The organism is Kineosporia sp. NBRC 101677 (genome assembly GCF_030269265.1).
Lineage (GTDB): Bacteria > Actinomycetota > Actinomycetes > Actinomycetales > Kineosporiaceae > Kineosporia > Kineosporia rhizophila.
The window spans coordinates 645613-671730 of sequence record NZ_BSTA01000003.1 but is presented as its reverse complement, the minus strand read 5'-3'; the positions used below and the strand labels follow the sequence as shown (position 1 = coordinate 671730).

The 26118-nt window shown below is 72.1% G+C and carries 25 protein-coding genes; 15 read left to right on the top strand and 10 right to left on the bottom strand.

Features of this window, described 5'->3' with window-relative positions; genetic code table 11:
- Positions 1-51: 51 nt before the first annotated feature.
- On the top strand, positions 52-2298 hold the full coding sequence (locus tag QSK18_RS11980) for a putative bifunctional diguanylate cyclase/phosphodiesterase (protein WP_232810947.1): 2247 nt from the start codon (positions 52-54) through the stop codon (positions 2296-2298).
- A gap of 7 nt (positions 2299-2305) precedes the next feature.
- Here QSK18_RS11980 and QSK18_RS11975 read toward each other — a convergent pair whose 3' ends face one another.
- The 3 genes from QSK18_RS11975 to QSK18_RS11965 form a co-directional block, all read right to left on the bottom strand.
- A complete protein-coding gene (locus QSK18_RS11975; protein ID WP_285618813.1) occupies positions 2306-4114 on the bottom strand; it encodes an ABC transporter ATP-binding protein in 1809 nt (602 codons plus the stop codon).
- Positions 4111-5922, bottom strand: coding sequence for an ABC transporter ATP-binding protein (locus QSK18_RS11970; protein ID WP_285618808.1), 1812 nt, complete (start codon positions 5920-5922; stop codon positions 4111-4113). Before QSK18_RS11970 ends, QSK18_RS11975 begins: the two co-directional genes overlap by 4 nt.
- 61 nt (positions 5923-5983) lie before the next feature.
- Positions 5984-7417: a GGDEF domain-containing protein gene (locus QSK18_RS11965; RefSeq protein WP_232810952.1), complete on the bottom strand. Its 1434-nt coding sequence runs from the start codon at positions 7415-7417 to the stop codon at positions 5984-5986.
- Positions 7418-7579: 162 nt separating this feature from the next.
- On the opposite strand from QSK18_RS11965, the gene QSK18_RS11960 reads away from it, so the two are divergent.
- The 3 genes from QSK18_RS11960 to QSK18_RS11950 all read left to right on the top strand — a co-directional run bounded on the left by QSK18_RS11960 (position 7580) and on the right by QSK18_RS11950 (position 9273).
- On the top strand, positions 7580-7984 hold the full coding sequence (locus QSK18_RS11960) for an ankyrin repeat domain-containing protein (RefSeq protein ID WP_232810954.1): 405 nt from the start codon (positions 7580-7582) through the stop codon (positions 7982-7984).
- The gene (locus tag QSK18_RS11955) at positions 7981-8808 is read left to right on the top strand and encodes a class I SAM-dependent methyltransferase (protein WP_285618804.1); all 828 of its coding nucleotides are present in this window, start codon (positions 7981-7983) and stop codon (positions 8806-8808) included. The genes QSK18_RS11960 and QSK18_RS11955 overlap by 4 nt, the downstream gene beginning before the upstream one ends.
- Before the next feature lie 102 nt (positions 8809-8910).
- Positions 8911-9273, top strand: a complete 363-nt coding sequence (locus QSK18_RS11950; RefSeq protein ID WP_232810958.1) for a hypothetical protein — start codon at positions 8911-8913, stop codon at positions 9271-9273.
- A 3-nt stretch (positions 9274-9276) separates the two neighbouring features.
- Here the strand turns inward: QSK18_RS11950 and QSK18_RS11945 are convergent, their stop codons facing one another.
- Positions 9277-10119, bottom strand: coding sequence for an alpha/beta fold hydrolase (locus tag QSK18_RS11945; RefSeq protein ID WP_285618802.1), 843 nt, complete (start codon positions 10117-10119; stop codon positions 9277-9279).
- A 165-nt stretch (positions 10120-10284) separates the two neighbouring features.
- On the opposite strand from QSK18_RS11945, the gene QSK18_RS11940 reads away from it, so the two are divergent.
- Positions 10285-11835, top strand: a complete 1551-nt coding sequence (locus QSK18_RS11940) for a GAF domain-containing protein (protein WP_232810962.1) — start codon at positions 10285-10287, stop codon at positions 11833-11835.
- A gap of 86 nt (positions 11836-11921) precedes the next feature.
- Positions 11922-12566 (top strand): carbonic anhydrase, encoded by a 645-nt coding sequence (locus QSK18_RS11935; RefSeq protein WP_352396533.1) that lies wholly within the window; start codon positions 11922-11924, stop codon positions 12564-12566.
- Here QSK18_RS11935 and QSK18_RS11930 read toward each other — a convergent pair.
- Positions 12544-13959 (bottom strand): MFS transporter, encoded by a 1416-nt coding sequence (locus tag QSK18_RS11930; RefSeq protein ID WP_232810966.1) that lies wholly within the window; start codon positions 13957-13959, stop codon positions 12544-12546. The two genes, QSK18_RS11935 and QSK18_RS11930, sit on opposite strands and share 23 nt — an antisense overlap.
- 63 nt (positions 13960-14022) lie before the next feature.
- Here QSK18_RS11930 and QSK18_RS11925 point away from each other — a divergent pair, with 63 nt between their 5' ends.
- The 3 genes from QSK18_RS11925 (at position 14023) to QSK18_RS11915 (ending at position 15683) form a co-directional block, all read left to right on the top strand.
- A complete protein-coding gene (locus QSK18_RS11925) occupies positions 14023-14649 on the top strand; it encodes a CGNR zinc finger domain-containing protein (RefSeq protein WP_232810968.1) in 627 nt (208 codons plus the stop codon).
- A gap of 109 nt (positions 14650-14758) precedes the next feature.
- Positions 14759-15067 carry a DUF6924 domain-containing protein gene (locus QSK18_RS11920; RefSeq protein ID WP_232810970.1) on the top strand — a complete coding sequence of 103 codons (309 nt, stop codon included), beginning with the start codon at positions 14759-14761 and terminating at the stop codon, positions 15065-15067.
- 34 nt (positions 15068-15101) lie between these two features.
- Positions 15102-15683 carry a hypothetical protein gene (locus tag QSK18_RS11915; protein WP_285618796.1) on the top strand — a complete coding sequence of 194 codons (582 nt, stop codon included), beginning with the start codon at positions 15102-15104 and terminating at the stop codon, positions 15681-15683.
- A gap of 22 nt (positions 15684-15705) precedes the next feature.
- Here the strand turns inward: QSK18_RS11915 and QSK18_RS11910 are convergent, their stop codons facing one another.
- A complete protein-coding gene (locus QSK18_RS11910; protein WP_285618794.1) occupies positions 15706-16452 on the bottom strand; it encodes a metal-dependent transcriptional regulator in 747 nt (248 codons plus the stop codon).
- Positions 16453-16748: 296 nt separating this feature from the next.
- On the opposite strand from QSK18_RS11910, the gene QSK18_RS11905 reads away from it, so the two are divergent.
- The 4 genes from QSK18_RS11905 (at position 16749) to QSK18_RS11890 (ending at position 20450) form a co-directional block, all read left to right on the top strand.
- Complete coding sequence (locus tag QSK18_RS11905) at positions 16749-17732, top strand: AraC family transcriptional regulator (RefSeq protein ID WP_232810974.1); 984 nt, start codon at positions 16749-16751, stop codon at positions 17730-17732.
- Positions 17733-17761: 29 nt separating this feature from the next.
- The gene (gene lexA / locus QSK18_RS11900) at positions 17762-18400 is read left to right on the top strand and encodes a transcriptional repressor LexA (protein ID WP_232810976.1); all 639 of its coding nucleotides are present in this window, start codon (positions 17762-17764) and stop codon (positions 18398-18400) included.
- A gap of 64 nt (positions 18401-18464) precedes the next feature.
- Entirely contained in the window at positions 18465-18806 is a 342-nt protein-coding gene (locus QSK18_RS11895; protein ID WP_232810977.1) for a DUF3140 domain-containing protein, read from the top strand.
- A gap of 48 nt (positions 18807-18854) precedes the next feature.
- A complete protein-coding gene (locus QSK18_RS11890; protein ID WP_232810979.1) occupies positions 18855-20450 on the top strand; it encodes a hypothetical protein in 1596 nt (531 codons plus the stop codon).
- Between the two features lie 6 nt (positions 20451-20456).
- On the opposite strand, the gene QSK18_RS11885 is transcribed toward QSK18_RS11890, so the two are convergent.
- The 3 genes from QSK18_RS11885 to QSK18_RS11875 all read right to left on the bottom strand — a co-directional run bounded on the left by QSK18_RS11885 (position 20457) and on the right by QSK18_RS11875 (position 23189).
- Positions 20457-21503: a zinc-binding dehydrogenase gene (locus tag QSK18_RS11885; protein WP_232810981.1), complete on the bottom strand. Its 1047-nt coding sequence runs from the start codon at positions 21501-21503 to the stop codon at positions 20457-20459.
- Between the two features lie 96 nt (positions 21504-21599).
- Entirely contained in the window at positions 21600-22646 is a 1047-nt protein-coding gene (gene lplB, locus QSK18_RS11880) for a lipoate-protein ligase small subunit (RefSeq protein ID WP_352396532.1), read from the bottom strand.
- A gap of 84 nt (positions 22647-22730) precedes the next feature.
- Entirely contained in the window at positions 22731-23189 is a 459-nt protein-coding gene (locus tag QSK18_RS11875) for a GNAT family N-acetyltransferase (protein ID WP_232810984.1), read from the bottom strand.
- A gap of 113 nt (positions 23190-23302) precedes the next feature.
- Between QSK18_RS11875 and QSK18_RS11870 the strand changes: the two genes are divergently transcribed.
- Positions 23303-24172, top strand: a complete 870-nt coding sequence (locus tag QSK18_RS11870) for a Cof-type HAD-IIB family hydrolase (protein WP_285618781.1) — start codon at positions 23303-23305, stop codon at positions 24170-24172.
- 142 nt (positions 24173-24314) lie between these two features.
- The gene (locus QSK18_RS11865; protein ID WP_232810988.1) at positions 24315-25169 is read left to right on the top strand and encodes an ATP-grasp fold amidoligase family protein; all 855 of its coding nucleotides are present in this window, start codon (positions 24315-24317) and stop codon (positions 25167-25169) included.
- Here the strand turns inward: QSK18_RS11865 and QSK18_RS11860 are convergent.
- Complete coding sequence (locus QSK18_RS11860) at positions 25120-26091, bottom strand: EamA family transporter (RefSeq protein ID WP_232810989.1); 972 nt, start codon at positions 26089-26091, stop codon at positions 25120-25122. The two genes, QSK18_RS11865 and QSK18_RS11860, sit on opposite strands and share 50 nt — an antisense overlap.
- Between the last annotated feature and the right edge of the window lie 27 nt (positions 26092-26118).

Below are 26118 nucleotides of genomic sequence, written 5' to 3'. Positions count from 1 at the left end.
TGGACGAGTGCCACGGCTCAAGAAGGCCGCTGCGGCGGCCGACTCAGAAGGGTGACCTCGGGCCCCGTTGCATCCCGCACGGGCGCGGCGTGGCTGCTCCTGGCCCTCACCCTGGCCACCGCCGTCGTGCTGGCCCTGCAGCCGCAGCTGCGTTCGGTGGCGACCGTGACCGCGGGGGTGCTGTCGGTCGGCGCGATCCTGCTCGGGGTGGCCTGGCACCGTCCGAAGGCCCTGGCCTGGCCCTTCCTGGCCCTGATGATCGCGGCCTGGACGGTGAGCGCGGTCCTGGTCTACGCGCAGGGACGCATCGAGACACCGGCGGTGGCGCTGGTGTGGTTCGGTCAGGCCATTGCCGCCGCGGTCACCGTGCACGCGGTGGTGACCGGGGAGAAGCAGACCGGGCGGTCGTCGACGGCGTGGCTGGACGGGGTCCTGATCGCCACGGTGGGCCTGCTGGTGGGCGTGCAGATCGTGGCGGCGGAGACGATCGGGAGCACGAACTGGACCACGGTGGTGGTGGCCAGCGTCGACGTCGCGCTGATGAGCATGCTGGTGCGGTTCGCGGTGTCGCGCCGGGTGATGGGCCCGGCCAGTCTGCTGGTGCTGGCGGCCGCGTTCGTCGCGATCGTCTACGACCTGAGCTCGGCCGTGCAGGGGCGGCGGGTGGCCCTGCCCGGGGAGACCAGCCAGATCCTGGCGGTCGTGTTCATGCTCATGTTCGGGGCGGCCGCGCTCCACCCGTCGATGGTGGACGCGTTCGGCTCAGGTACGTTCGCCCGCCGCCGACGTCCTTCGACGGCTCTTCTGGGTCTGCTGCCGCTCGTGCTGGTGCCCTCGGGCGTGGCCTGGGTGGCGGACGCCAGCGGGGCGGAGAATCTGCCGCCGTGGATGGTGCCGGGGGCCGGGGCGGTGATCGCGGGACTGTGCCTGCTGCGCGGCAGTGATGCGCTGCGCTCCAGCGAGTACCTGGCCGAGCACGATCCGCTGACCGATCTGGCCAACCGGCGCGGGCTGGCCCGGGCGTTCGAGGAGACGCCGGCCGGCCGCGACCTGAGCCTGCTGCTGATCGACATCGACGAGTTCAAGCAGGTCAACGACACCCACGGGCACGACGTAGGGGATGCGCTGCTGCTGCAGCTGCGCGACCGGCTGGTGCGGGCCACCGGCAGCTCGGGTCTGGCCGCCCGGCTGGGCGGGGACGAGTTCGTGGTGCTGGCGCCGGCCTCCGAGGCGGCCGGGGTGGCCGAGCGGTTCCTGAACTCGCTGCAGGACCCGGTGGTGGTCGAGGGTCTGGTGCTGCGCACCGGAGCCAGCGTCGGTATCGCCGAGGCGAGCGAGGACATGCCCCTGGCCGAGCTGCTCACCCACGCCGACGTGGCGATGTACGCGGCCAAGGCCGCCGGTGGTTCCCGGGCCATGGTGTTCCATCCGCAGATGCGGATCGAGGTGGCCCGGTGCTTCACCCTGAGCAGCCAGATCCGCCAGCTGCTGGGCAACGACAACCCCGATGTGGGACGGCTGGAGATCAAGTACCAGCCGCTGGTGGACCTGCGCACGGGGGAGATGGTCGGTGGTGAGGCGCTGGTGCGCTGGCAGCACCCCGACCACGGGCTGCTGGCTCCGGACGCCTTCCTGGGGCTGGTGAACAGCAACAACCTGGACGCCGAACTCGACGCCGCGGTGCTGCACGACGTGCTCACCCAGCTGGCCCGCTGGCGCGATCAGGGGCTGCCGATCCTGCCGATCAGCGTGAACCTGACCCGCGACAGCCTGGAGGACCCGCGCCTGGCCGACCGGGTGCTGGCCGCCCTGTCGGCGCTCGGCCTGCCCACCAGCGCGCTGCGCCTGGAGATCACCGAGCACGACCAGCTCTCGGCGGAGACCCCGGCCCAGCACACGCTGGCGGTGCTCGACGCCGCCGGGGTGCTGGTCTACCTGGACGACTACGGCACCGGCTACACCTCGCTGGACTACCTGCACCGCTTCCCGGTGCACATGCTCAAGCTCGACCGCTCGGTGGTGACCTCGCTGGACAGCGGTCAGGTGCAGCTGGTGGCCGCGGTCAGCGCGATGGCGGCCACCCTGGACCTGGAGATCCTGGCCGAGGGCATCGAGACCCCCGATCAGCGGGACCAGTTGCTGGAGCTGGGTATTCACTACGGCCAGGGGTACCTGTTCTCGCGCCCGCTGACCGCCGGACAGTACGCCCAGACCGTGCTCGGGCCCGCCGAGAGGCCGGGGGAAGGACCCACGGTGCCGGGCCCCCGGGCGGCGCGCACCCCGGAGAGCTCACACTGAGTTCGGCCTAGGTGTTCAGCCGCCAGTTGGCTGCCCGCTCACGTTCGCTCCACAACCGCCGGTACATCCCCGGCCGGCTCAGCAGGTGCTCGTGGCGGCCGCGCTGGGCGATCCGGCCGGAGTCGAGCACCAGGATCTGGTCCGCGTCGCGGATCGTGCTCAGCCGGTGCGCCACCACCAGAACCGTTCGCCCGGCGGTCAGTTCACCGAGCGCAGCCTGGATCGCCTGCTCGTTCAGGGGGTCCAGGGCGGAGGTGGGCTCGTCCAGCAGCACCACCGGCGCGTTCTTGAGGATGGCCCGGGCGATCGACAGACGCTGACGTTCGCCGCCGGAAAGGGTCTGCCCGCCTTCGCCGATCCGGGTGGCGTAGCCGTCGGGCAGGGCGCTGACGAAGTCGTGGCAGCGGGCCGCCCGGGCCGCCGCCTGAACCTCCTCGTCGGTGGCCTCGGGCCGGCCCAGGGCGATGTTGTCGCGGATGGTGCCCTGGAACAGGTACACGTCCTGGAACACCACGGTGACCGCGTCGAACAGCTGGTCCTGGGTGAGGTCGGTCAGCGGTACGCCGCCCAGGCGCACGGTGCCGGCGTCCGGGTCGTGGAACCGCGCGGCCAGGGCCAGCAGCGTGGACTTCCCGGCGCCGGAGGGCCCGACCAGGGCCGTGGTGGTGCCGGGAGCGGCGGCGAAATCGATGTCGCTGAGCACCGGCTGGTCGGCGCGGTAGCCGAAACGCACCTTTTCGAAGGTCAGTTCGTGACCCACCGGCCAGGCCGTCTCGCGGGCGGGAAAAGACTGCGGGGCCAGGGATCGCAGCCGGGCGATGCGCTGCAGCGAGGCATCGGTCAGCCGGAGGGCCTCGGCCTCCACGGCCACCTGCACCAGCGGGGTGTACACGCGCAGCACCACGACCAGGAAGACCACGGCGGTGAAGGCGTCCACCTGACCGCCGAGCAAGCCGTACCCGCACCCGGCGACGACCAGCGGCACGCCCAGGAACACCACCCCGATCGAGACGTAGGCCAGCGGGGTGATCCTCACCGCGAGCGCGTCGTTGACCGCGCGCATCCGGGCCACCGCCTCGCGGTACCAGATCAGCCGGGGCCCGACCTGGTGGAAGGAGCGGGCGGTGGCGATGCCCTGGACGTACTTGACGATCCGGCCGTTGGCCTCGGCCAGGGTGTCGGCGCGGCTCAGCGACTGCTCGGCGAAGGCGCGGTTGACCAGGACGAACACCGGGGCGGCGGCGACGATGCTGAGCGCCGTCACCCCGGCCAGCAGGGGGTCGACCACGGCCAGCCCGGCCAGGGTGGCCACCGGCAGGGCGGCCCCGCCGACCAGGTTCATCAGGCCGGCGTGGGCGAACAGGGCGATCTGCTCGTGGTCGGCGCCCAGCACCGCGCTGATGTCGCCCGAGCCACGGGCGGCCACCGTGCCGACCGGTAGTCGCTCCACGTGGCGCAGGGCGTCGATGCGGCCCTCGCCGACCGCGTGGAAGGTGCTCACCCAGGCCAGGTGGTTGGCCCCGAACCAGAGCAGGTACTGCCCGGCCACGGCGGCGACCACCACCGCGCTCGCGCCGAGTGCGTCGTTCTGGGTGAGGTTTTCGGTGCGGATCTGCTCGACGCTCCAGGCGATCACCGCCACCGGCACACCCATGCAGGCGGCGGCCAGGGCGCGCAGGACGACCGCCAGAACCAATGGACGCCGGCGGTCACCGAAGACGGACCAGAGGGCCCGGATCGGGGAGACTCCGGGCGCCTCGGCAGTCTCTGGCGTGGGGGAGATGTGGCGGTGCTCGTGGGTGCCGAGGGCGCTCATCGGGCCTGCTCCTGGAGTTCGGCCGAGGGCAGGTCGGGCCCGCCTTCGAAGGCGGTCCAGAGGCGGGCGTAGAGCCCGTCAGCGGCGAGGAGTTCGCTGTGCCGGCCGCGCTCGGCGATCCGGCCCTGGTCGAGCACCAGGATCTGGTCGGCGCCGACCACGGTGGAGAGCCGGTGCGCGACCACGATCAGGGTGCGCCCGCGCACCAGGCTGGACAGGGCGTCCTGCAGGGCGGCCTCGTTCTCCGGGTCGACGTAGGCGGTGGCCTCGTCGAGCACGATGATCGGGGCGTTCTTCAGCAGGGCCCGGGCGATCGACAGGCGCTGCTGCTCACCGCCGGACAGCCGGGCCCCGCGGGTGCCGATGCGGGTGTGGTAGCCCTCGGGCAGGGCGCTGACGAACTCGTGGGCGCGGGCCGCGCGGGCGGCGGCGTGCAGTTCCTCGGTGGTGGCGTCGGGGCGGGCCAGGCGCAGGTTGGCCTCGATCGTGTCGTCGAACAGGAAGGTGTCCTGCAGGACGAAGGCGACCTGCGACATCAGCTGCCGGAAGGGCATCCGGCGCACGTCCACCCCGCCGACCTCCACGCGTCCTTCGTCCACGTCCCAGAAGCGGCAGATCAGCGAGGCCAGGGTGGACTTGCCGGCGCCGGAGGGGCCGACGACCGCGGTCATCGTTCCCGGAAGGGCGCGGAACGAGACGCCGGAGAGCGCCGGGTGCGCGCGGCCGTCCAGGTCGGTGTGGGCGAAGTGGACGTCGTGCATCTGCACCGAGGGCTCGCCCAGGTCGGCGTCCTGCTCCGGCTGCGGCAGCACCGGCGTGCGGCCCAGGTCGACGATCTGGGCGGCGCCCAGGCCGAGCCGGCCCAGCTGGGTGGTCAGCTGCATGAGCTTCATCAGCGACGAGGTGTAGCCGAGCCCGACCACCAGGAAGAACAGCAGGTCGGCAGTGCCCAGGCGGCCGCCCTGCCACAGCAGCAGCCCGGCCGGCAGGATCACCACCACGTTGCTGGCCAGCAACGTGTAGAAGAGCGTGTAGGTGGGCACCAGCCGGCGTCCCCACTCGGCCTGGAATCCGGTGGCGGCCCGGATCGCGGCAGATGTCTCGGCGAACGGGTCGGCGTCGTCGCCGCGTCGGTGGAAGGTCCGGATCACCGGCAGACCCCGCACGAACTCGACCATCGAGCCGTTCATGGTGGCCATCGCGGCGCCGTAGTCCTGGGTCTGCTCGGCCCCCAGGGCAGCGCCGCGCAGCATCAGCGGCAGGGAGACGACCACCACCGACAGGGAGACCAGGCCCATCCGCCAGTCCACCCACAGCAGCCAGGCCGTGGTGCCGAACAGGACGCCGGCGGTGGAGATCAGGTCGGGTACGGCGTGGGCGAGGTAGGACTCCAGCCGTTCCACGTCGTCGTTGAGGATGCGCTGGATCTCCCCGGAGCGGCGGCGGGTGAGATGCCCCAGGGGCACCTGTCCCAGCCGCTCGCCGATCTTCAGGCGCAGGTGCTCCAGGGTGGCGAAGGCGGCCCGGTGGGAGGTCCAGGTCGACGCACCCAGCAACCCGGCCATCCCGACGACACCGACCAAGGCGAGTACCCCGTCCAAAAGCACTGCTCTGGAGTCGGTGGTGCCGGCGACCACGGCCTCGAGCGCGTGGTAGACGGCCCAGTAGGGCACCAGCTGGCAGAGCGTGCCGGCCAGCGCGAGTGCCGCCGAGGCGAGGAAGTAGCGGCGGCCGTGGCGGGCCAGGGGCCACATCAGCCGCAGCCCCTCCAGCGGGGTGGGGGTGCGGATCGGCGGGCTCGAGGTCACCCGCCGCACCTTATTGCCAAAGGTTGGCAAGTAAGCACTCCGGGGCGGGCTACACCCCCTCTCAGACCCGTCGGACCTGCCCCCGGCCGCCGGTTTTGGCGGCGTACATGGCTGTATCGGCGCGTTTGATCTCCTGCTCGGGGTCGGCGCCCTGCGGGGCCAGGACCACGCCGATGCTGGCGCCCACCCCGACCCGGTTGCCGTCGATGTCGATCGGGCGGCTGACCGTGGCCAGGATGCGGGCCGCGATGTCGTCGGCCTGGTCGTCGCTGGCACCCGGCAGGATCACCGCGAACTCGTCGCCGCCGAGCCGGGCGACCACGTCCCCGGAGCGCACCACCGCGACGATCCGCTGGGCTACGGTGCGCAGCACCGCGTCGCCGCTCTCGTGGCCGAGGGTGTCGTTGATCGCCTTGAAGCCGTCCAGGTCGACGTACAGCAGGGCGGTCGGTCCGGGGCGGTCGGTGAGGTTCTTCTCCCAGTGGTTGTGGAAGAGCCGGCGGTTGGCCAGACCGGTGAGCTGGTCGGTGTTGGCCTGCGACTGGGCCGTCTGCAGCAGTTCGCCCAGCTGCCCCACCACTCCCTGCAGCCGGGCCAGGACCAGCAGGTACAGGGCGATGCAGCCGAAGGCGATCAGTGGGGCGTCGATCGGGCCGCCGCGCAGCCACTCGATCAGCAGGACCAGCGGCGCCATCAGGCTGGCGGCGGCCAGGCCGTAGAGGCGGCGACGGCCGATCACCGAGACCCGGGCGGGCTCGGCGGACTGGGAGATCGCGGGCATGGAGGGGTGCAGGGCGGCGGCCGCCAGGAGCACGTGATTGGCCATCCAGCCGACGTCCAGCGGGCTGCCGGACAGGTAGATGCCCTCCAGTTCCATGAACGTGTAGAGGACGTCGGTGACCAGCAGGCAGGCGACCCCGCCGACCAGCAGGCGGTAGGCGGTCGAGCGGTCGCCGGCGGTGATGGTCAGGCGCACCAGCACGGCCAGCGCCAGCAGGTCCAGCACGGGGTAGGCCAGCGAGACGACCTGGGCGAACAGGGACAGGGAGTCGTCGGCGGAGGGAGCGATCAGGTAGAGCCAGAACAGCATGCCGGCGCCGATCGACAGGACGGCGGCGTCGAGCATGCCGGGGCGGTCCCAGCCGGTGTGCCGGGCCATCGTGAAGCCGATCAGGGCGGCGATGATGGCCAGGTTGGAGGGCACGAACAGGGCGTCGGCGATCGAGGGGAACACGTCCTCCTCGAACCAGACCGTCTGCACCCAGTACACGACGTCACCGGCTGCGAACAGGCCCACCCGGGCGGCCAGCAGGTACCAGGGCCAGCGCACCGACGGCCGGTGGCGGTGCACGCCGACGACGATCGCGACGAACGCGGAGGTGTGCAGCAGGGTGGAGTAGACGGCCTGCACCACCGGCCAGGGGATGAGCAGGTAGACGAGCGCGGCCACGGCGCAGATCGCCGTGTACCGCTGCCACCCCCGTGACTCTGGCACCGCACGCTCCCCCCGGGTTCCTGTGCCTGCCCATCGGCCGGTCGGGGGCCGAGGTGTAGTGCGTAGGCCGGATCGGGTGGCCCGGTGCCGGTGCGAACTTCCGGCGATTGGCTACGGTCGGTCCGGACGGGGCCGGCCCGTCATCGCGACGGAGGTGAGCCCGTGACATCGGTAGGCAGCGCCCTGACCGAGGCCGAGCTGGAGTTCCTGCAGGCGACCTTCGACCTGGCCCGCAGCGGCGACACCGGCGCCCTGGGCGAGCGGCTGGCGGCCGGAGTGCCGGTGAACCTGACCAACGGCTCGGGCGACACCCTGCTGATCCTGGCTGCCTACTACAAGCAGCCGGCGACGGTGGAGCTGTTGCTGGAGCGTGGGGCCGACCCGGCCCGGGTGAACGACCGGGGTCAGACCGCGCTGGGCGCAGCCACGTTCCGCCGCGAAGTGGCGATCGTGCAGACGCTGCTCGCGGCGGGGGCCGACCCGCATGCCGGGGATCCCTCGGCGGTGCAGATCGCCGAGTTCTTCGACCTGCCGGACATGGCCGAACTCCTGGGCTCGCAGTCGTGACCGTCGAGGCCTTCCGGGCGGTGGTGGCGGCCCAGGGCGGGAGCCTGCTCGGCCCCGCCCTGACCCGTTACCTCGAGAGCGGTGCACAGGGTGGGGTCTACGCCACCCCGGCGGGCTTCGAGGCCTTCATCTCCGGCGGCGGCAACCTCCCGCTCTACGAGAAGACCAGTGCCGCTCTGGCCGGGCTGTACGAGCAGCACCGGCCGGACTCGCTGGTGGACATCGGCTGCGGCAACGGCCGGGCCCTGCTCCCGGCGCTGCAGCAGTCCTCGCACCGGCCCGCCCGGCTGGACCTGGTGGAACCCTCGGCGGCCCTGCTGGAGCAGGTGCTGCCGCAGGTGCCCGCCGCGGTGGAGGTGCACACCCACCCCAGTTCGCTCCAGGCCGCGCTCGCCGACCTTCCCCAGGGTGTGCGGTGGTCGCTGGCCGAGTCCACGTTCGCCCTGCACACGCTGCCTCCAGACGAACGTTCGGAGGCGCTGGCCCGGCTCCGCACCCGCGTGGGCCGCCTGGCCATCGTCGAGTTCGACGTGCCGGACGAGGTTCCTGGTGGCCCGGAGCAGCTGGCCCGCCTGGCCCGCACCTACGAGCAGGGGTTGGCCGAGTACGCGCACGACGCCGAGCAGTTCGACCTGGTGGCCCAGGGCTTCCTGATGCCGGTGCTGGTGGGGCAGCTGAGCCCGGGCGCGCCGCGGGTCACCTGGGAACAGAGCAGTGGACGCTGGCAGGAGCAGGTCTCGGCGGCCGGCTTCCGGGACGTGCAGGTGCGTGCGCTGTACGACTACTGGTCGGCTCCGGCGTTCCTGCTCACCGGGGTCGCCTGAGGGGTGGGCCGGGGGCCGCCGTGGACACTCGCGTCCCGAAGGCCCCGATCTGGCTAGCATGCCCCGGACAGGACGGATGTCTTCCACGACGATGGGCGATCGATGGACCGCGCTTGGCAGATCGAGCAGGAGTTCTGGGAGAACTCGGCGAACGGTGACGTGCGGGGGTGGTTCGCCAAGTACATGGCGTCGGACGGGTTCATCGTGCTGCCGAACCGGGTGGCCTCCCGCGACGACCTGATCAGCGGCTGGAAGGACCGTCCGGCCATCCGCACCTGGACGCTCTCGGAGCCCGCCTTCACCCTGATGGAGGGCGGCAACCTGGTGATCCACTACGAGGTCGGCCTGGACGCCGAGTGGCTGCCCGGCTACCAGGCCTTCGTGACCTCGGTCTACATGCTGGGCCTGGACGAGTGGGCGCTGATCTGCCGCACCCACACGCCGCGCGGGCCCTTCCCGTTCTGAGACCTATCCGGGGAGTCCGGTGACGAACGTGGCCAGCCGGGCCGCGATGGTCGCGTCGGGGGCGGTGTGGAACTCGCCTTCGAGCAGTTCGAACGATCCCTGCGCGGCGGCCTCGGCCACTGCCGCGGCGGGCTTGCGCAGGAACGGCGGGCTGCCGGTGCTGGCCAGGGCCAGGAGGGGCACGTCGATGCGCCCGATCAGGTCGGTCGGCAACGAGTGGTCGTCACCGCCGAGGCAGTGCCCGTCGTAGGCGAGGGTGGGGGCCACGGCGGTGAAGTGCGCCCACATCGGGCTGGCCCGGAACTCTTCGACCGTCTCCTGGGGCAGGCCCACGGCCTTGAGCTGGAAGTACTCGAAGGCGCCGTCGTTGTCGCCGGCCGCGGTGAGGCGCTCCAGCGTGGTGGTGTAGTCCGCGGGCAGGGGCGGTGAGTCGGCCAGCCGGTAGGGCGGTTCGAAGGGTGCCACGCCGCTGACCGGCGCCCCCGCCGCCGCTGCCTGCAGGGCCAGCGCGGCCCCGGAGGAGAAGCCCGCCAGCACGGCGCGGCCGCCCGGGCGCACCGCCTCGATGACCGCCTCGATGTCCTCCACCTCACGCTGCACGGCGTAGGGCGCGGTGTCGGTGCTGTCGCCGCGGCCCCGCCGGTCGTAGACCACGCCCAGGCAGCCCTCGGCGGCCAGGGCCTGGGCCAGGCCGGTGCCGTCGAGCCGCTGCGCGGTGGCGCCGCCGATCACGACCACCACCGGCCCCTCGGCACTTTCGGGTGCGTACACGTCGAAGGCGATGGTGGTGCCGTCGGCCGACTTCGTGGTCTGCGGGGGACGGGAGGCCACGGGAATCTCATACATGCCGGCTCTGACCGGGCCGGGGGCCAGAACTCATCGCTCTGCGCGCAGTGACGTGACCTCCCGAACGGCGGGCAACCGTCCGGGGGAAGACGTCACTCTTCGCTCACACGTGGGCTGCGGCCGCCGAAGGGTCGGGCAGTGCAGGCCGACGAGGTGGAGTGATCGATGTTCGGACGACGGAACCAGCCGGACCTGGCCGTGCGGGACCAGGTGGCCGCCGCTCACGCCGACGTGGTCGCAGTGACCGACGTGGTGGCCAAGCTCGGCCGGGCCACCAGCATCGAGCAGGCGGTGAAGGCGTCGCTGGAGTCGGTGCGTGAGCACTTCGGCTGGGCCTACGGCTCCTACTGGGAGCGAGACCGGGGGCAGGACGTGCTGCGGTTCGGGGTCGACAGCGGTGACGTCGGCCCGGAGTTCCGGGCGGTGACCCTGGAGGCCACCTTCGCCGAGGGGGTGGGCCTCTCCGGCCGCGCCTGGCGGCAGCGCGACCTGGTCTTCGTCGAGGACATCGGCTCGGTGACCGACTGCGTGCGGGCCCCGGTCGCGACCCGGCAGGGCGTGCGCAGCGGGATCTGCTTCCCGATCCTGGAGCAGGGCGAGGTGATCGGGACCATGGACTTCTTCACCACCGAGGTCCTGACCCTCTCCGCCGACCGGATGGCGGTGCTGCGGGCGATCGGCGTCCTGGTCTCCTCGGCGCTGGAGCGGCTGCACGAGACGGTCCGGCAGGAGAAGGCCGCGCAGGACGTGGACGCGGTCTCCACCGTGATCCGCGAACTGACCACGGCCGGCAGCGAGGACGAGGCGCTGCGGCTGGCGATGGAGACGATCCGGCGCGACTTCGACTGGCAGTACGGCTCGTTCTGGCGGCTGGACGAGGCGGCCGGGGCGCTGCGCTTCGCCGAGGAGTCCGGCGACGTGAACCCCGAGTTCCGCGAGGTGACCCTCTCGGCGTCGTTCGCCCGGGGCGTCGGCCTGTCCGGGCGGGCCTGGGCCCGCAACGACCTGGTGTTCGTGGAGGACCTGGGCGAGCTGACCGACTGCGTGCGCCGCCCGGCCGCCCAGCGGGCCGGGGTGAAGTCGGGGGTGTGCCTGCCGATCACCGTGAACGGGCGCTTCGTCGGCACCATCGACTTCTTCGCCACCCGCACCCTGGTGATGTCCCGCAGCCGCGAGTCGGCGCTGCGCAACACCGCTTTCCTGATCGGCCAGGCCCTGGAGCGTCTGGGCTCCCGGGCGGCGTTGCGCCAGGCCGGGGAACAGCTGATGGACTCGATCGGCGAGGTCGAGCGCAACGTCACCTCCGCCGCGGACGTGGCCTCCCGCGGGGGCCGGCTCAGCGCGGAGGCCAACGCCCAGGTCGCCGCGCTCGGCGAGGCCAGCTCGGAGATCAACAAGGTGGTCCAGGACATCCAGACGATCGCCGCCCAGACCAAGCTGCTGGCCCTCAACGCGACCATCGAGGCGGCCCGGGCCGGGGAGTCGGGCAAGGGCTTCGCGGTGGTCGCCGAGGAGGTCAAGCAGCTGTCCGGGCAGACCGAGCGGGCCACCACCGACGTCAGCGACCGGGTGAACGCGATCCAGAGCCGGGTCGAGGCGGTCACCGGTTCGCTGGCCGGCATCCAGCACGCGGTCGACGAGATCAACCAGACCCAGCAGCTGATCCAGGGCGTGCTGGCCGACCAGGCCGGCGTCACCCGCGCCGTCCTCGGCTGAGGCAACCCGTGTTCACCGACAACGAAAGAAGCACCGTGAGCAATCTTTTCGGCCTTTCCCTGCCGTCCCGCTTCACCCTCAAGGGGATCCCCGGCCAGCGCAAGCCGGCCCCGAGCCGCTCCGGCGAGGCCTGGACCCGCCTGCAGGAGGGCAACCGGCGCTGGTCCAGCGGCCGCAGCAGTGCCGCGGCGGGGCGCGACGCGCACCGCCGGGCCGAGCTCGTCGACGGGCAGACGCCGTTCGCCGCCGTGCTCAGCTGCTCCGACTCCCGGGTGCCCCCGGAGATCCTGTTCGACCAGGGCCTGGGCGACCTGTTCGTGATCCGGACGGCCGGGCACGCGGTCGACGACGCCGTGCTGGGCTCGCTGGAGTACGCCGTCGCGGTGCTCGGCGTGGACCTGGTCCTGGTGCTCGGCCACGAGAAGTGCGGGGCGATCAAGGCGGCCGCCCAGACGCTGGAGACCGGCGCCGTGCCCGGCGGCTACATCCGCGAGGTCGTGGCCCGGTTGACCGTCGACATGGCCCACGGCCAGAACGCCGGCCTGGTGGGCCTGGACGAGCTGACCCAGTGGCACGCCGACTCCACCAGTCAGCTGCTGAAGCAGCGCTCGCAGATCCTCGGCGACGCAGTGCAGCAGAAGGGGCTTGGCGTGCTGGCCGCGACCTACGAGCTCGGCACCGGGCGGGTCCTGCCGGTGCGGGCCAACCTCACCACCGGCGTCCCGAGCTGATCGTTCCTCCGGTCGCGGCGACCGGCGCGGGTGCGGACCGGGCCGGGATGAGCAGGCAGGCGGCCGCCCCGGCCAGGGTGATCAGCAGGGTGCCGGCGAAACCCAGCCGGTAGCCGGTCATGCTGCCCGCCGGGGCGGAGACCGCCAAGGGGGTCAGCACCGCGAGCCCGAGCGCGGTGCCCAGCTGAGCGGTGGAGTTCAGGACGCCCGAGGCGGCTCCGCGCGTCTTCGGGTCAGCTGCCTCGGTGCCGGTGTGGGTGGAGGCGACCGAGGCGACGCCCAGCCCCACCCCCATCAGCGCGAAAACCAGCAGTACGGGCACGATCGGCCGACCGCCACCCGGTAGCGCTGTGGCTCCGGCGGTGCCCGCCGCCAGGGCGGCGAATCCGGCCAGGGCCGTGAGCCGGGCTCCCAGACGCAGGACCAGCGGCGGGCCACCCAGCGACCCTGCGATCACGGCCACGTTGAAGACGGGGAACAGCAGGGCGGCCTGACCGGGGGAGAGGCCGAGCACCCGCTGCACGTAGAGGGTGGCCAGGAACATGGCCGGTGACGTCGAGGCGGTCAGGGCGACGGCGGTGAGGTTGGCGCCCGCGGTGCCGGGAGAGCGCAGCAGGCCCGGTGGGATCAGGGGATCCTTCGCCCGGCGCAGGTGGCGGGCGAACAGGGCCAGCACGGCCGTGCCCGCCAGCACCGGGGCCCCGGCGGTGAGGTGGAGGGGGCCGTGCTCGCCGGTCTGGGCCAGCCCCCAGCCCAGAAGGCCCAGCCCGGTCGCGATCAGGACGGCGCCCGGTGCGTCGAGGGCCCGGTCCCGCACCCGGGATCCGGCCGGCACCCGGCCCAGGCCCAGCAGCACCACGGCCGCCACCGCGGCGACCGCCCCGAAAACCGCGCGCCAGCCCAGGTATTCGGTCAGTACCCCGCCGAGCACCCACCCGCTGGCCCCGCCTCCGGCGGCGGCCGCCGTCCACCACCCCACGGCCCGCCGCCGCGCCGCTCCCGGCCCGCTGACCTGGGTGAGCAGCGACAGTGCGGCCGGCGAGAGCAGGGCCGAGCCGATGCCCTGCACGATCCGGGCGGCGATGAGCACGGCCGGCGACCAGGCGAGCGCGCAGGCCACCGAGGCCAGGGCGAACAGGGCGGTGCCGAGCCCGAACAGGCGCCGGGGGCCGAGCAGGTCGGCCACCCGCCCGCCGGGCACCAGCAGGCCGCCCAGCACCAGGGCGTAGGCGGTGGACACCCAGGGCAGGGCGGCGGGGGAGAAGCCCAGGTCGGCGCCGATGGCGGGCAGGGCGGTGGTGACGATGGTGACGTCGAGAACCACGGCGAACTGGGCCGCGCACACCACCGCGACGGCCGCGCCGCGATGATCAGCCCTGGTGTTACCACTCAACGGCCTCATACCGGTAACTGAACCATGGCCCGGCCCGAGGCTCAACCGGTAAAGTCGCGTTTGATGGAAACCGCAGCTGAGAATCCCCGGCGAGCACCCCGTCCTCTGGTTGTCGTGGGTGGGCACCCGGCCGTCGACCTGGTGAACACGGTGGACCGGCCCGACGGCCACCCGCCGTACGACCATCTGGCCACGTATCCCGAGCTCCTCGACTGGTCCCGGCGGGTGGGCGTGCTGAGCCAGGCCGAGACGGACGCTCTGCTCGGGTCGGTCTCCCCGTCGGCGGCCCAGCGGGCGGTGCAGCGCGTTCAGGAACTGCGCGAGGTGCTGATCGAGACCTTCACCGCGGTCACCGCCGGGGCTCCCGTCGGGTCCTGGCCGCAGCTGCAGCCCTACGTGGTCGAGGCCATCGAGCACGCCGAGCTGCACGGGCACGGGCTGCGGTGGCCCGCCGAGGCGGCGCAGGCCATGCTCTGGCCGCTCGCGCACGGGGCGTTCGTGCTGCTCACCGCTGACCCGGCGGACCTGGAGCGGCTCAAGCACTGCGGTGCCTGCCACTGGGTCTTCATCGACCGCAGCCGCAACGGCAGCCGCCGCTGGTGCTCGATGGGCGACTGCGGCAATGCCGTGAAGTCACGCCGCTACGTGGAGCGCCGGGCGGCCCGACGGGCTCAGGGCCGGTCCGGCTGAGAGCCCGCTGAGAGCCGCCGCGAGAATTGTGCGACCTTTTCCGCCGGTCCGGACATCTAAGGAGCGCAAGCATCGATGACCAGACCTGTGGTTGTAGGAGTCCCCGCACATGCCTGAACCGGAAATCCCCGGCCCGATCCTGATCCGCACCGACTACTCCCGGCCCCAGCGGTGGGAGGACCTGTGCGGCGTGCTCCTGCAGCCGGAGCCCGGCGGCGCCGCGGTCGACGTGTCGGTGGTCGACGACCCCTGCTGGGAGGACGCCACCCACGAGGAGATCGTCACCCTGGCGGCGGCCCATCCGCTGATCCTGGTCGCCGACGAGGTGGCGCTGGACACCGCGGCCTTGCGCCCGCTGCTGCTGCGCCCGCGCCGCGAGCGCACCGCCGCCCAGCCGCTGTGGCGCTACCTCGACTGAGGCCGGGTTCGCCCGGGGATGCCAGGATGACGCGGTGACTGTGAAGACCTCGTCCTATCTACCGGCCGCGTCGTGGATCACCGAGGCCGAGGAGGACTGGACCCAGCTGGCCGGTTTCGGCCCGGCCGGCCTGCCCGGGTACGTGCGGGTGCGGATCCTGCCCGACCCCGAGCGGCCGTTCCAGAGCGAGAACGACGTGACACCGTCGCCGGAGGCGCTCGGCGACGGTGAGCAGATGCGGCTGGTGGTACAGATCCTGGCCGCTCACACCGGCACCCCGGAAGAAGCCTTCTTCTGCCTGTGGGACGGCTGGGACACACCCATCCCCGGCTTCAAGCCGATGGTGCGCATCCCGCACCGGGCGTACTACCTGTTCGAGGGCCCGCTGCGGGAGGTCGGGCAGTGGCAGCTGCCCGCAACGTCGCAGACGCCGGAGTCGGATCTGGTGCCGGCCTTCGTCTGGCCGGCCGACCGGGCCTGGTGCGTGGCCAAGGACGTGGACCAGCACTGGATCGGGGTGGGGGCGGGCGAGGCCGCCCTGCAGGACCTCCTGGCCGAGCCCCGGCTCGACGTGGTCAAGGCCGACCCGGCCGAACAGCAGCCGTTCTACCTGTAGAGCGGCTGCTGCCCGGGGCGGCTCACCCGGCCGTACCGGCCCCGGCCAGCTCGGCGCCGAGCGGCTCCGGACCGGGGTGGCCCGGGGCCTCGGTGCTGACGAACAGGTGCCGGGCCAGCCGTTCGGGCAGGCTCACCTCGTGCTCGTCGCCCCGGGTCAGGGTCACGGTGGCGGCCTGGGCCCGGGGGGCGGCGATCGCGGCGCCGGGAGTCAGGCCGAGGTCGAGCAGTTCCTGCAGCGCGTCCGGGTCGGCCTGGAGGGGCTCGCCGATCCAGGCGATCGTGCGGGCCGGGTGTTCACTGCCGGTCCGGCCGGCCGAGGCCGCGAGGCGGGCCAGGTTCTCCACCGGCCCGGCCTGCCCGGCGGCGATCGGGTTGCCGTAGGGCGACAGTCGCGGGTGCCCGAGCAGCTTGTCGATCAAGCTCTCGGTGTGGTCGCTGACCACGTGCTCCCAGCGGCAGGCCTCGGTGTGCAGCAGCGGCCACTCCAGGCCGACCACCTGCTGCAGGAACACCTCGGTGAGCCGGTGCTTGCGCATCACGGCGCCGGCCGTGGTGCGCCCGGTGACGGTCAGCGTGATGCGGCGGTCGGCGCCCAGGTCGAGCAGCTGGTCGCGGCGCAGGCGGTCGACGGTCTGGCTGACCGTGGGGCCGGAATGGCCGAAGCGCTCCACCAGCCGGGCGCGCAGGGCGGCGACACCCTCCTCCTCGAGCTCGAGGACGGCCTTCAGGTACATCTCGCCGGTGTCGACGAGATCGTGGTCGTTCATCGGACCTCCCAACCGAACGGGTCGTCCCCCGACAATAGACCCCCAGATTTGAATGAATCAAATCTAGCGGTCTACTGCCAGGCCGCACCACTCCGGTGGAGGGGGTCCTGGGCGGTGCGGCCCGGCAGGTTATGACGACCCGCAGGGAGGAGCGGGCCCGTACTGCCTACCGGCCGCGACCGCTCGGCGCCCAGTCCGGCCGGCCCGGAGTTCGCTTTCGGAATGGCTGCTTCGTCATCTGTCCGTAGCTATACAGTGACGCGCAGTTAGATCTCGGGAGGACGGGGGAAGCTGCGATGGCGGATCCTGAGGGCGGCGCGGTGCGGACCTCGTCGGTGGTGACCGACCGGCCGGAGGTGGCGGCCCAGCTGATCGGGCGGATCTTCGCCCGCACCCGGCTGGACCTGGACGCCGTCGACAGCGAGTTCCAGTTCCGGGTGGTGCGGGCCGAGACCGGTGAGCTGGCCTGCGGGGTGCAGCGGTGGGGGTTCACCGGGCGCTCGGTGTCCGAGCCGCTCAGCACCTTCGCCACCGTCCTGGTCGGCGACGGCTCGATGACCCAGGCCCGGTCCGGCCGCCCGGACCTCACCCTCGGCCCGGGCGAGGTGTGGCGCAGCGACACCGTGCAGGCCACCCACGCCACCTGGACGCCGCACTCCACCTTCATGACCCTGCACCTGCCGCTGGCCAGCATCGCCGAGGCCGCCGGTTCGATGACCGACGCCCCGGCCACCGACGTCCGGTTCCTCGACAACGTGCCGCTCGACCGGGCCTCCGGCCGCTACTGGGCCGACCTCGTGCGGATGACCTACCGGGAGTCCACGGCCGCGCAGTCCTGCCTGGCCAGCCCGCTGATCCGGGCCCACCTGGTGCGCACCCTGACCACCGCGGCCCTGAACGTGTTCCCCAACACGATCATGACCAGCCAGTACCTCAGCGACGGCGGCCACGTCGGGCCGGCCACGCTGCGGCGGGCGGTGGCCCACATGTACGCCTACAGCGCCCAACCCCTGACCCTCGGCCAGATCGCCCAGGCCGCGGGGGTCAGCTCCCGGGCCCTGCAGAAGGCCTTCACCCGGCACTACGGCAGCACCCCGATGAAGTACCTGCAGGGCATCCGGCTCGAACAGGCGCACCGGGACCTGCGAGCGGCCGATCCCACCTACGGCGACACGGTGACCGAGATCGCCCGGCGCTGGGGGTTCAGCAACCCGGGCCGGTTCGCCACCGCCTACCGGCGCCTGTACGGCGTGCACCCCAGCACGACACTGCTGAACTGAGGGCGAACGACGTCTGACAGAATCCCGGCGTGCTGGAGGATTTGGACACATCAGTCCTGAACGACCGGCAGCGGCAGATCCTGGGCATCATCCAGAAGTCGGCGCTGCGCAACGGCTACTCGCCGACCACCCGCGAGATCGCCGACGCGGCCGGGCTGGCCTCGGCCTCCACGGTCAGCCGGCACCTGCGCCGCCTGGAGGACCTGGGGTTCCTGCGCCGGGGCCGGGCCACCCGCCCGGTCGACGTGCGGATGTTCCTGGCCGAGCCCTCGGCGCCGGAACCGGAACGGCCAGGCACCATCGGTGTGCCGGTGCTCGGCGACATCGCCGCAGGGCAGCCCATCCTGGCCCAGGAGATCTCCGACGAGATCCTGCCCCTGCCCCGCGACCTGGTCGGCAAGGGCACGCTGTTCGGGTTGCGGGTGCGCGGTGACTCGATGATCGACGCGGCCATCTGCGACGGCGACATCGTGGTGGTCAAGCAGCAGCCGGAGGCCTACAACGGCGAGATCGTCGCCGCCCTGATCGACGACGAGGCCACCGTCAAGGTGTTCCGCCGCCGCAACGGGCACGTGGTCCTGGAACCCCGCAACCCGGCGTACGCCGACATCGACGGCGACCAGGCCCGGATCCTGGGCAAGGTGGTCTCGGTGCTGCGGCGCACCTGAACTGCCGTCCTGAGCTGCCGTCCGGAACTGCGCGGCCCGGCGCCCGGGGGTATCACTGGTCACCATGAGTGAGTCGGAAGACACCCGTCGCGAGTTCGGCGAAGTCGTGAACATGACGCCCAGGCAGCTGGAGAAGTGGCTGGACACCGAGGAGTCGAAGTCGGTGGGGCAGAAGAAGGACGGTGGTGAGTCCACCGGGCACTCCTCCGGCCGGCACATCGTCTCGATCCTGCAGAAGAAGCAGGCCGACCTGACCGAGGCCGACGACAAGCACATGACCAAGGTGGTCGGCTACGTACGGCGGCACTCGGCGCAGCGCCCCTCCGGCGACGTCACCGACACCGCCTGGCGCTACTCCCTGATGAACTGGGGCCACGACCCATTGAAGGACCCGAAGGGCAAGTAGGCGGGGCGGTCCCCTCTCCGGGCCCACGCGTTGCATAGGGTCACATGTGTGGAAATTGTTCGCGAAGGCATGTCCGACGGGGGCGGAAGGGACGAAACGCCACCCCCGGGCCCGGCCGTGGTCACCGGGGCCACGCTCGACCCGATGGCGGCGGGAGTCATCACCCTCCTGATCCAGCCGATGCTGCGCGCCGGTGAGAAGATCCGGGCCGTCGTGGCCGAGGACCACGCCCAGCGCCGCCTGCACGTGGTCACCCAGCAGCGCTGCATCAGCTTCGACCGGCGCAAGCAGGCCGTCGCCGCCCAGTTCGAGGTGCGGATGGTGGTGCGCGCCGAGCTGACCCAGGACGGGATAGGTCACCGCGCCGACGTGGAGTGCGCCAACGGGCGGTTCATCGAGCTGCGCACCACCAGCGCCCAGGACGCCCGGACGCTCGGCACCGCCGTGGTCCGCGCCTGCGACGAGGCGCTGCACGACGTCGAGACCCTGGTGCCCTTCGAGACCTCCGACGCCACCGCCACCCGCATGCTCGCCTCCGGGCAGACCCGCTGGGAGCTGACCGTCTCCCCGGAGGAGGTGCGGGCCCGGGACGTGTCCGGGGTGCTCGCCCTGCTCGCCCCGCTGCTGGCCAACCCCCTGCTGGCCCGGCGCAGCGTGGAGTCGGTGACCCTGAGCGTCGAGGGCTACGGCGGCCGGTCGGCCCAACTGTGGGAGATCGCCGAGGTGCGCACCTACCTGCAGCACCTGGACGCCCAGTTCCCCTACTGGTTCGCGTTCCTCGACAAGCAGGACCCGGGACTGAGCACGGTGGTGCGCAGTGCCCTGCCGGTCGGCTTCACCGCCGACAAGCTGGGGGAGCGCCTGACCGGCTGGTGGATGCCGGCCCTGCGACGGATCGTCGACTTCGTCGGGCTGGACGAGGACGTGCACGACATCCTGGTCGCGCGCAGCCTGGCCTACCTGCGCCTGGGCCCGGACGAGGCGGTGACGCCCGAGCTGCCCTCGCTGGCCCTGCCGGACCAGGACGAGGAGGACGACTTCGAGCCTCTCGACGAGCAGGAGGTCCTCGGCGAGCTGGCGCAGCTGCTGCCCGAGCTGCCGCCCACCTGGGACGCCGGGCCGGAGGACGACCTGCTGGTGTTCCTGTGGTCGGTGCTGGACGAGAAGGGCCTGGTGCGCCGGCGCAGCCAGGTCGAGCACGTGCGCTGCGTGGCCTCGGTGCTGGCCCTGCACAAGCTGCGGTCGCTGTTCCACCACCAGGTCTTCGGGGTGGGCGCGTCCGAGGAGCAGTACCGGTTCCCGGCCGCGGCCCTGGTGGGTGCCTTCCCGCGGGCCGAGCCGTTCTGGATCGGCGTGCACGCCGGGGCCGACGCCACCTTCGACGCCCCGATCGAGACCACCGGTCCCTCGGAGCGCTGGGCGGTGGAGGCCCTGGAGGACCTGGCCCGCAACCAGTACGACGAGGTGGTGCCGGCGCTGCGCCGCGCGCTGGGCGAGAACGCCCTGTTCGCCGCCCTGCTGGCCTCCCGCAGCGAGGGCACCCGCTATCCGATCCCCGAGGCGGTGGTCGACGAACTGCGGGGCAGCGACCTCGACGGCACGCTGGGGGAGGCCTGGGACTGGCTCGGCGAACAGGGGCGCTGAAGCCGGTCAGCTCGGCCGGATCACGACTTTCAGCGCCTGGTGGGCGGCGGCGTCGGCGAAGGTCTGGTACGCCTCGGCCATCTGCCCGAGGTGGAAGCGGTGGGTTCCCATCTTCTCGGCCGGGATCCGGCCACTGGCGACCATTCTCAGCAGGGTGGGGATCGAGACGGTGTCCACCAGGCCCATCCGCAGCGTGATGTTGCGGATCCACAGGTCCTGCACCGGCAGCTCGACCGGCGCGCCGTGCACGCCCACGTTGGCGATCGTGCCGCCGGGGCGGGTCACCGCGACGGCGGTCAGCAGCGTCTGCGGGTAGCCGACCGCCTCGATCGCCACGTCGACGCCGAGACCGTCGGTCAGGGCCAGGATCTCGGCCACCGTGCCGGGCCCGGCCTCGACCGTGTCGGTGGCACCGAACTCCAGCGCCTTCTCCAGCCGGAACTTGTTGGAGTCGACCGCGATCACCCGGGAGGCGCCCCACAGGCCGGTGGTGAGCACCGCCGCCAGCCCGACGGCGCCGGCCCCGATCACGGCCACGGTGTCGCCCGGGCGCACGTCACCGGCCAGCACCCCGACCTCGTACCCGGTGGGCAGCGAGTCGGCCAGGAAGATCGCCTGCTCGTCACTGACCGACTCCGGCACGGCGTACAGCGAGGTGTCGGCGTAGGGCACCCGCACGAACTCGGCCTGGGTGCCGTCGATCAGGTGGCCGAGGATCCAGCCGATGCCGCCGACGCTCTGGCAGTGCGAGGGCATGCCCTGCTGGCAGTAGCCGCAGCGGCCGCACCGGGTGACCGCCGGCACCAGGACCCGGTCGCCCACGGCGAACCCGGCGACGGCCGGGCCGACCGCGGTGACCGTGCCGACCGCCTCGTGCCCGAGGATCCGGCCCTCGGTGACGGCCGGCACGTCGCCCTGCAGGATGTGCAGGTCGGTGCCGCAGATCGTGGTGGTGTCGACCCGGACGACCGCGTCGGTGGGTTCGAGCAGGACCGGATCAGGAACGTCCTGCCAGGTGCCGTTCCCCGCGCTGTGGTAGACGAACGCCTTCATGGCCGGCTCCTTCTCTCGCCCGGGCGCGGCCGACGGCGGCCGCCTCCGGGCCAGTGTCAGGGCGACCGGACGGGCCGGGCGTCTCACTTTGCGACATCAGGGCACGCGGGCCAGCCAGGCCGGGTCGCGGTACTTGCTCTCGGCCAGCTGCTCGGCCTCGGCCCGGGTGGCCCCGTCCAGCTGGGCCGGTTCCAGGCCGTAGCTGGTGCGGAAGTGCTCCAGCATCGCCTCGATCACCTTCTCGCGGGGCAGGCCGGTCTGCGAGCGGATCGGGTCGACCCGCTTGACCGCGCTGCGGATGCCCTTGTCGGCCAGCTTCTCCCGGCCGATCCGGATGATGTCGAGCATCTTGGCCGCGTCGATGTCGTAGGACATGGTCACGTGGTGCAGCACCGCGCCCGAGGCCAGGCGCTTCTGCGCGGCGCCGCCGATCTTGCCGGCCGGTGAGGCGATGTCGTTGAGCGGCACGTAACTGGCGTCCACGCCGAGCTCGCGCAGGGCGCGGATCACCCAGGCGTCCAGGAACGCGTACGAGTCGGCGAAGCTCAGGCCCTCGACCAGGGTGGCCGGAACGTAGAGCGAGTAGGTGATGGTGTTACCGGGCTCGACGAACATGGCCCCACCGCCGGAGATGCGGCGCACCACGGTGGCCTCGTGCCGTTCGGCGGCCTCCCGGTCGACCTCGTTCGACAGCGACTGGAACGAGCCGATGATCACCGCGTTCGAGGCCCAGTCCCACACCCGCAGGGTCGGCGGGCGCTCCCCGGCCCCGACCTGGCGGGCGATCACCTCGTCCAGCGCCATCTGCATGTGCGGGTGCTGCCGGCCGGTGTCGAGCAGCTCGAACCGGTGGTCGCGCCAGGCCGTCGAGCGCCCGAGGGCCCGCAGCACGGCCAGGCCCACGGCGGGCGGGTCGAAGCCGACCATCACCGCGTCCTGCCGGCCGGACTCCACCGCCTCCACCAGCGTGGACAGCGGGGCGGAGGCGGAGACGCCCTCGAGGGCGTCGCTGATGCGGCCCAGGGCCTCGTCCGGCTCGAGGAAGAAGTCGCCGGACAGCACCACGTCGGCCAGCCGGCCCTGACGCACCGTCAGGTCGGCCACCACCAGCTTGCCGCCGGAGACCTTGTACTCACCGTGCAGACGGGAATCGGAGTTCACCACTGGGGCAACCGCCCCCGCCCGGCCGACATGCCCACCGAGATGCAGAGGAGGGCCACCTCACAGCTACAGATCGACCCCGAGCACGGGCCAGGTGTTCGGCACGAATCCCGCCCGCTGGTACATCCCGTGACCCTCCGCCGTGGCGAACAGCCTCGCCCGCACCGGGGGTGGCAGCTGCCGTCCCCAGTCCAGCACCGCTTCGAACACCGCAGTGGCGTAGCCGCGGCCCCGGAACTCGGGCAGCGTGCACACATTGCTGATGTAGAGGTCCTGGCCGAAGGGCCGGGACGGGCTCGGCTGGGACCGACTCAGCGATCCCAGCGCACCCGAGACCACCCGTCCCTCGACCCGGATCACCTTGATGCAGTGCTCGGTGCTGCCGATCAGGGCGGCGAACCAGCGCTCGGCGTGCTCCGGCCAGCCCGGCACCGTCTCCGTCGGGCCCATCGCGACGAACATCTGGGTGCGCAGGTGCACCAGGTCGGGCAGGTCGGCCACGACTGCGTCATTCACCTCGGTCATGTCCGGCATGGTAGGCATCCGGTGACCTGCCTCACGTCCGAGCACTCGGGCCCGCGACCGTGGTTGATGCAGCAACTAGATTGGCTGTGTCCCCTCACTGCAAGGAGCCAGGTTTGTCCAGCACCGCCGAGTCCGCCCCGACCACCCCGCAGGTCCGGGCCGGCCGCGAAGAGTTCGACCCGCGGCTGGTGGTGGCGGACATGGACGGCACCCTGCTGGACGGCGAGGGTCGCATCCCCGAGGGGTTCTGGCCGCTGCTGGAGCGGATGCACAGCCGGGGGATCGTCTTCGTACCCGCCAGCGGGCGGCAGTACGCCACCCTGAGCCGCCTGTTCGAGCGCGCCCCGGCCGACACCCCCTACGTCGCCGAGAACGGCACCTACCTGGTCAAGGACGGCCTCGAGCTGGCCTCGACCACGCTGGCGCGGGCGATCGTGGTGGAGGCCATCACCTACCTGCGGGAGCTGGGCCGCACCGAGCTGGAGCTCGGCGTGGTGCTGTGCGGCAAGCGCTCGGCCTATGTCGAGCGGGCGGACGAGCCGTTCGTGTCGGAGGTGCGCAAATACTACGCCGCGCTGGAGGTCGTCGACGACCTGCTGGTGCCCGACGACGAGGTGCTCAAGATCGCGGTGTTCGACTTCGGTGACGCCGAGACCGGGGCCGGGCCCCGGCTGGACCGGTTCCGCGAGGCCAGCCAGGTCGTGATCTCCAACCACCACTGGGTCGACATCATGGCCTCGGGTGCCAACAAGGGCGCCGCGGTGCAGCAGCTGCAGCAGCGCCTGGGCATCACCCGCGAGCAGACCGTGGCCTTCGGCGACTACCTGAACGACCTGGAGATGCTCGACACCGCCACCTGGTCGTTCGCGATGGCCAACGCCCACCCGGAGGTGCTGGCCCGGGCCGCGGCGATCGCCCCGGCCAACACCGAGCAGGGCATGCTCACCACCCTCACCGAACTGCTGGACCGCGCCGAGGGTTAGCCGGTGCCCCCGCGAGTGGCCGGGTCGCGGCGGGCGTGGGAGAACAGGGGGCGTGGAATCCGCCACCCGCACCGGCAGTTCTCTCGGCTCTGCGCCCACGACCGCTCCGGCACGCCCGAAATGGCGTGAACGCAGTACTCTCGTGCGCGGCCTGAGACTGCTGCGCACTCGCCGCCCAACCACCTTCACCGAGAAGGTGCGTTACAAGATGCTTCGTGACCATCGTCCTCTGGTGGTCACTTTCGCCGACAAGGCGGCCGTGCGTGACTACGTGGCCTCGCGCGTGGGGGAGCAGTACCTGCCCGGATCGTTCGGGATCCTCGACGACCCGGCGGATCTCGAGCGGCTCGACCTGCCCGAGAGCTACGTGGTCAAGCCCACCCACGGCAGCGGGGTGGCGCTGGTCGTCTCACCCCAGGCACCGGCCGAGGCGACCCTGCCGTCGGCGCAGTGGGGCTGGGTGTACCGGCACGTGCGGCCCGAAGCCGCCCCGATGGGCGAGGTGATCGCCATTGCGCGCGGCTGGCTGGGCAAGCTGTACGGCCAGGGCCCCAACCGGGAATGGGCCTACAGTCAGATCCGGCCCCGGGTGATCGTGGAGGAGATGCTCACCGACGCGCACGGTGGCATCCCCGACGACTACAAGTTCTTCGTCTTCCACGGCACCTGCCAGTACGTGCAGGTCGACGCCGGGCGCTTCGCCGAGCGTACCCACGACTTCTTCACCGCCGACTGGAAGCACCTGCCTCTAAGTGGCGGGCCGGCCTGGGCCGATCCGGAGCCCGGCCCGCCGGCCCGGCTGGACGAGATGATCGGTATCGCCGAGAAGCTTGGCAGCGAGACCGATTTCGTGCGGGTCGACCTGTACCACCTGCCCGACCGCATTGTTTTCGGTGAGCTGACCAGCTATCCGGCCGGGGGCGACAGCCCTTTCGATCCCGAGTCGTTCAATACTGAGTTCGGACGGCACTGGCAGGTTCCCCGGAAATATCAGTGACCAGCGGCTGGGGCGGGGGCACCTCGGACTTCTCGGCCCGGACCGCGGCAATACCGGCCAGAATGAACACGCCGCCCAGAATCTGCAGTGCACCGAGCTTCTCGTCGAGCAGCAGCCAGGCGAACAGTGCGGCGAAGGCCACCTCCAGCAGACCGACGAACGAGGCCAGGCGCGAGCCCAGGGCCTCCGAGGCGGTGACTCCGACCGCGTAGGCCAGGGAGGTGGCCACCACCGCGAGCAGGAGCAGGGGAACCCACCAGGGCGCGTTGATGCCGAACATGTCGAGCTCGCCGAAACTGGTTGTCACGGTAAGCAGTCCGGTGGCGCCGATCGCGGCCAGGGTCACGCCGCCGACCAGCAGGCCGGAGGCGGCCAGGGCGACCGGGGGCAGGCCGTCACCGGTACGGGCGGCGATCAGGAAATACACCGCGCAGCCGACCGCGGCGCAGAACGCGAACAGCAGCCCGACCGGGTCGACCGGCTGCAGGGCGCCCGGCCCGATCACCAGCAGCAGGCCGGCGATCGCCAGCACCGATCCGAAAAGCACGGTGGGGGCGGGGATCCTGCGGGTTCGCGCCCAGGCGTGACCGACCAGGAGCAGCGGTGCCAGGAACTCGATCAGCAGCGCCGTCGAGACCGGGATGGTCTGGATCGCCGCGTAGTAGGCGAGCTGGGTGCAGGCCACCCCGGCCATGCCCATCATCAGCACCCGCCCCCGGGCCTGCCACAGCACCGCCCAGCGCCCGCGCAGGGCGAGCACGGCGAGCGGCAGCAGCAGGAGCCCGCCGGTCAGGGCCCGCGCGGTGACCGCCGCGACCGGCGACCAGCCCGCCTCGAGCAGCGGTTTGGCCAGGGTGCCGGAGGTGCCGAACGCGGCGGCGGCCAGCAGTGCGCAGAACAGGCCGGAGGACGTGGACTTCATGGAGTCTCCTCACCGGAGCTCGACTGG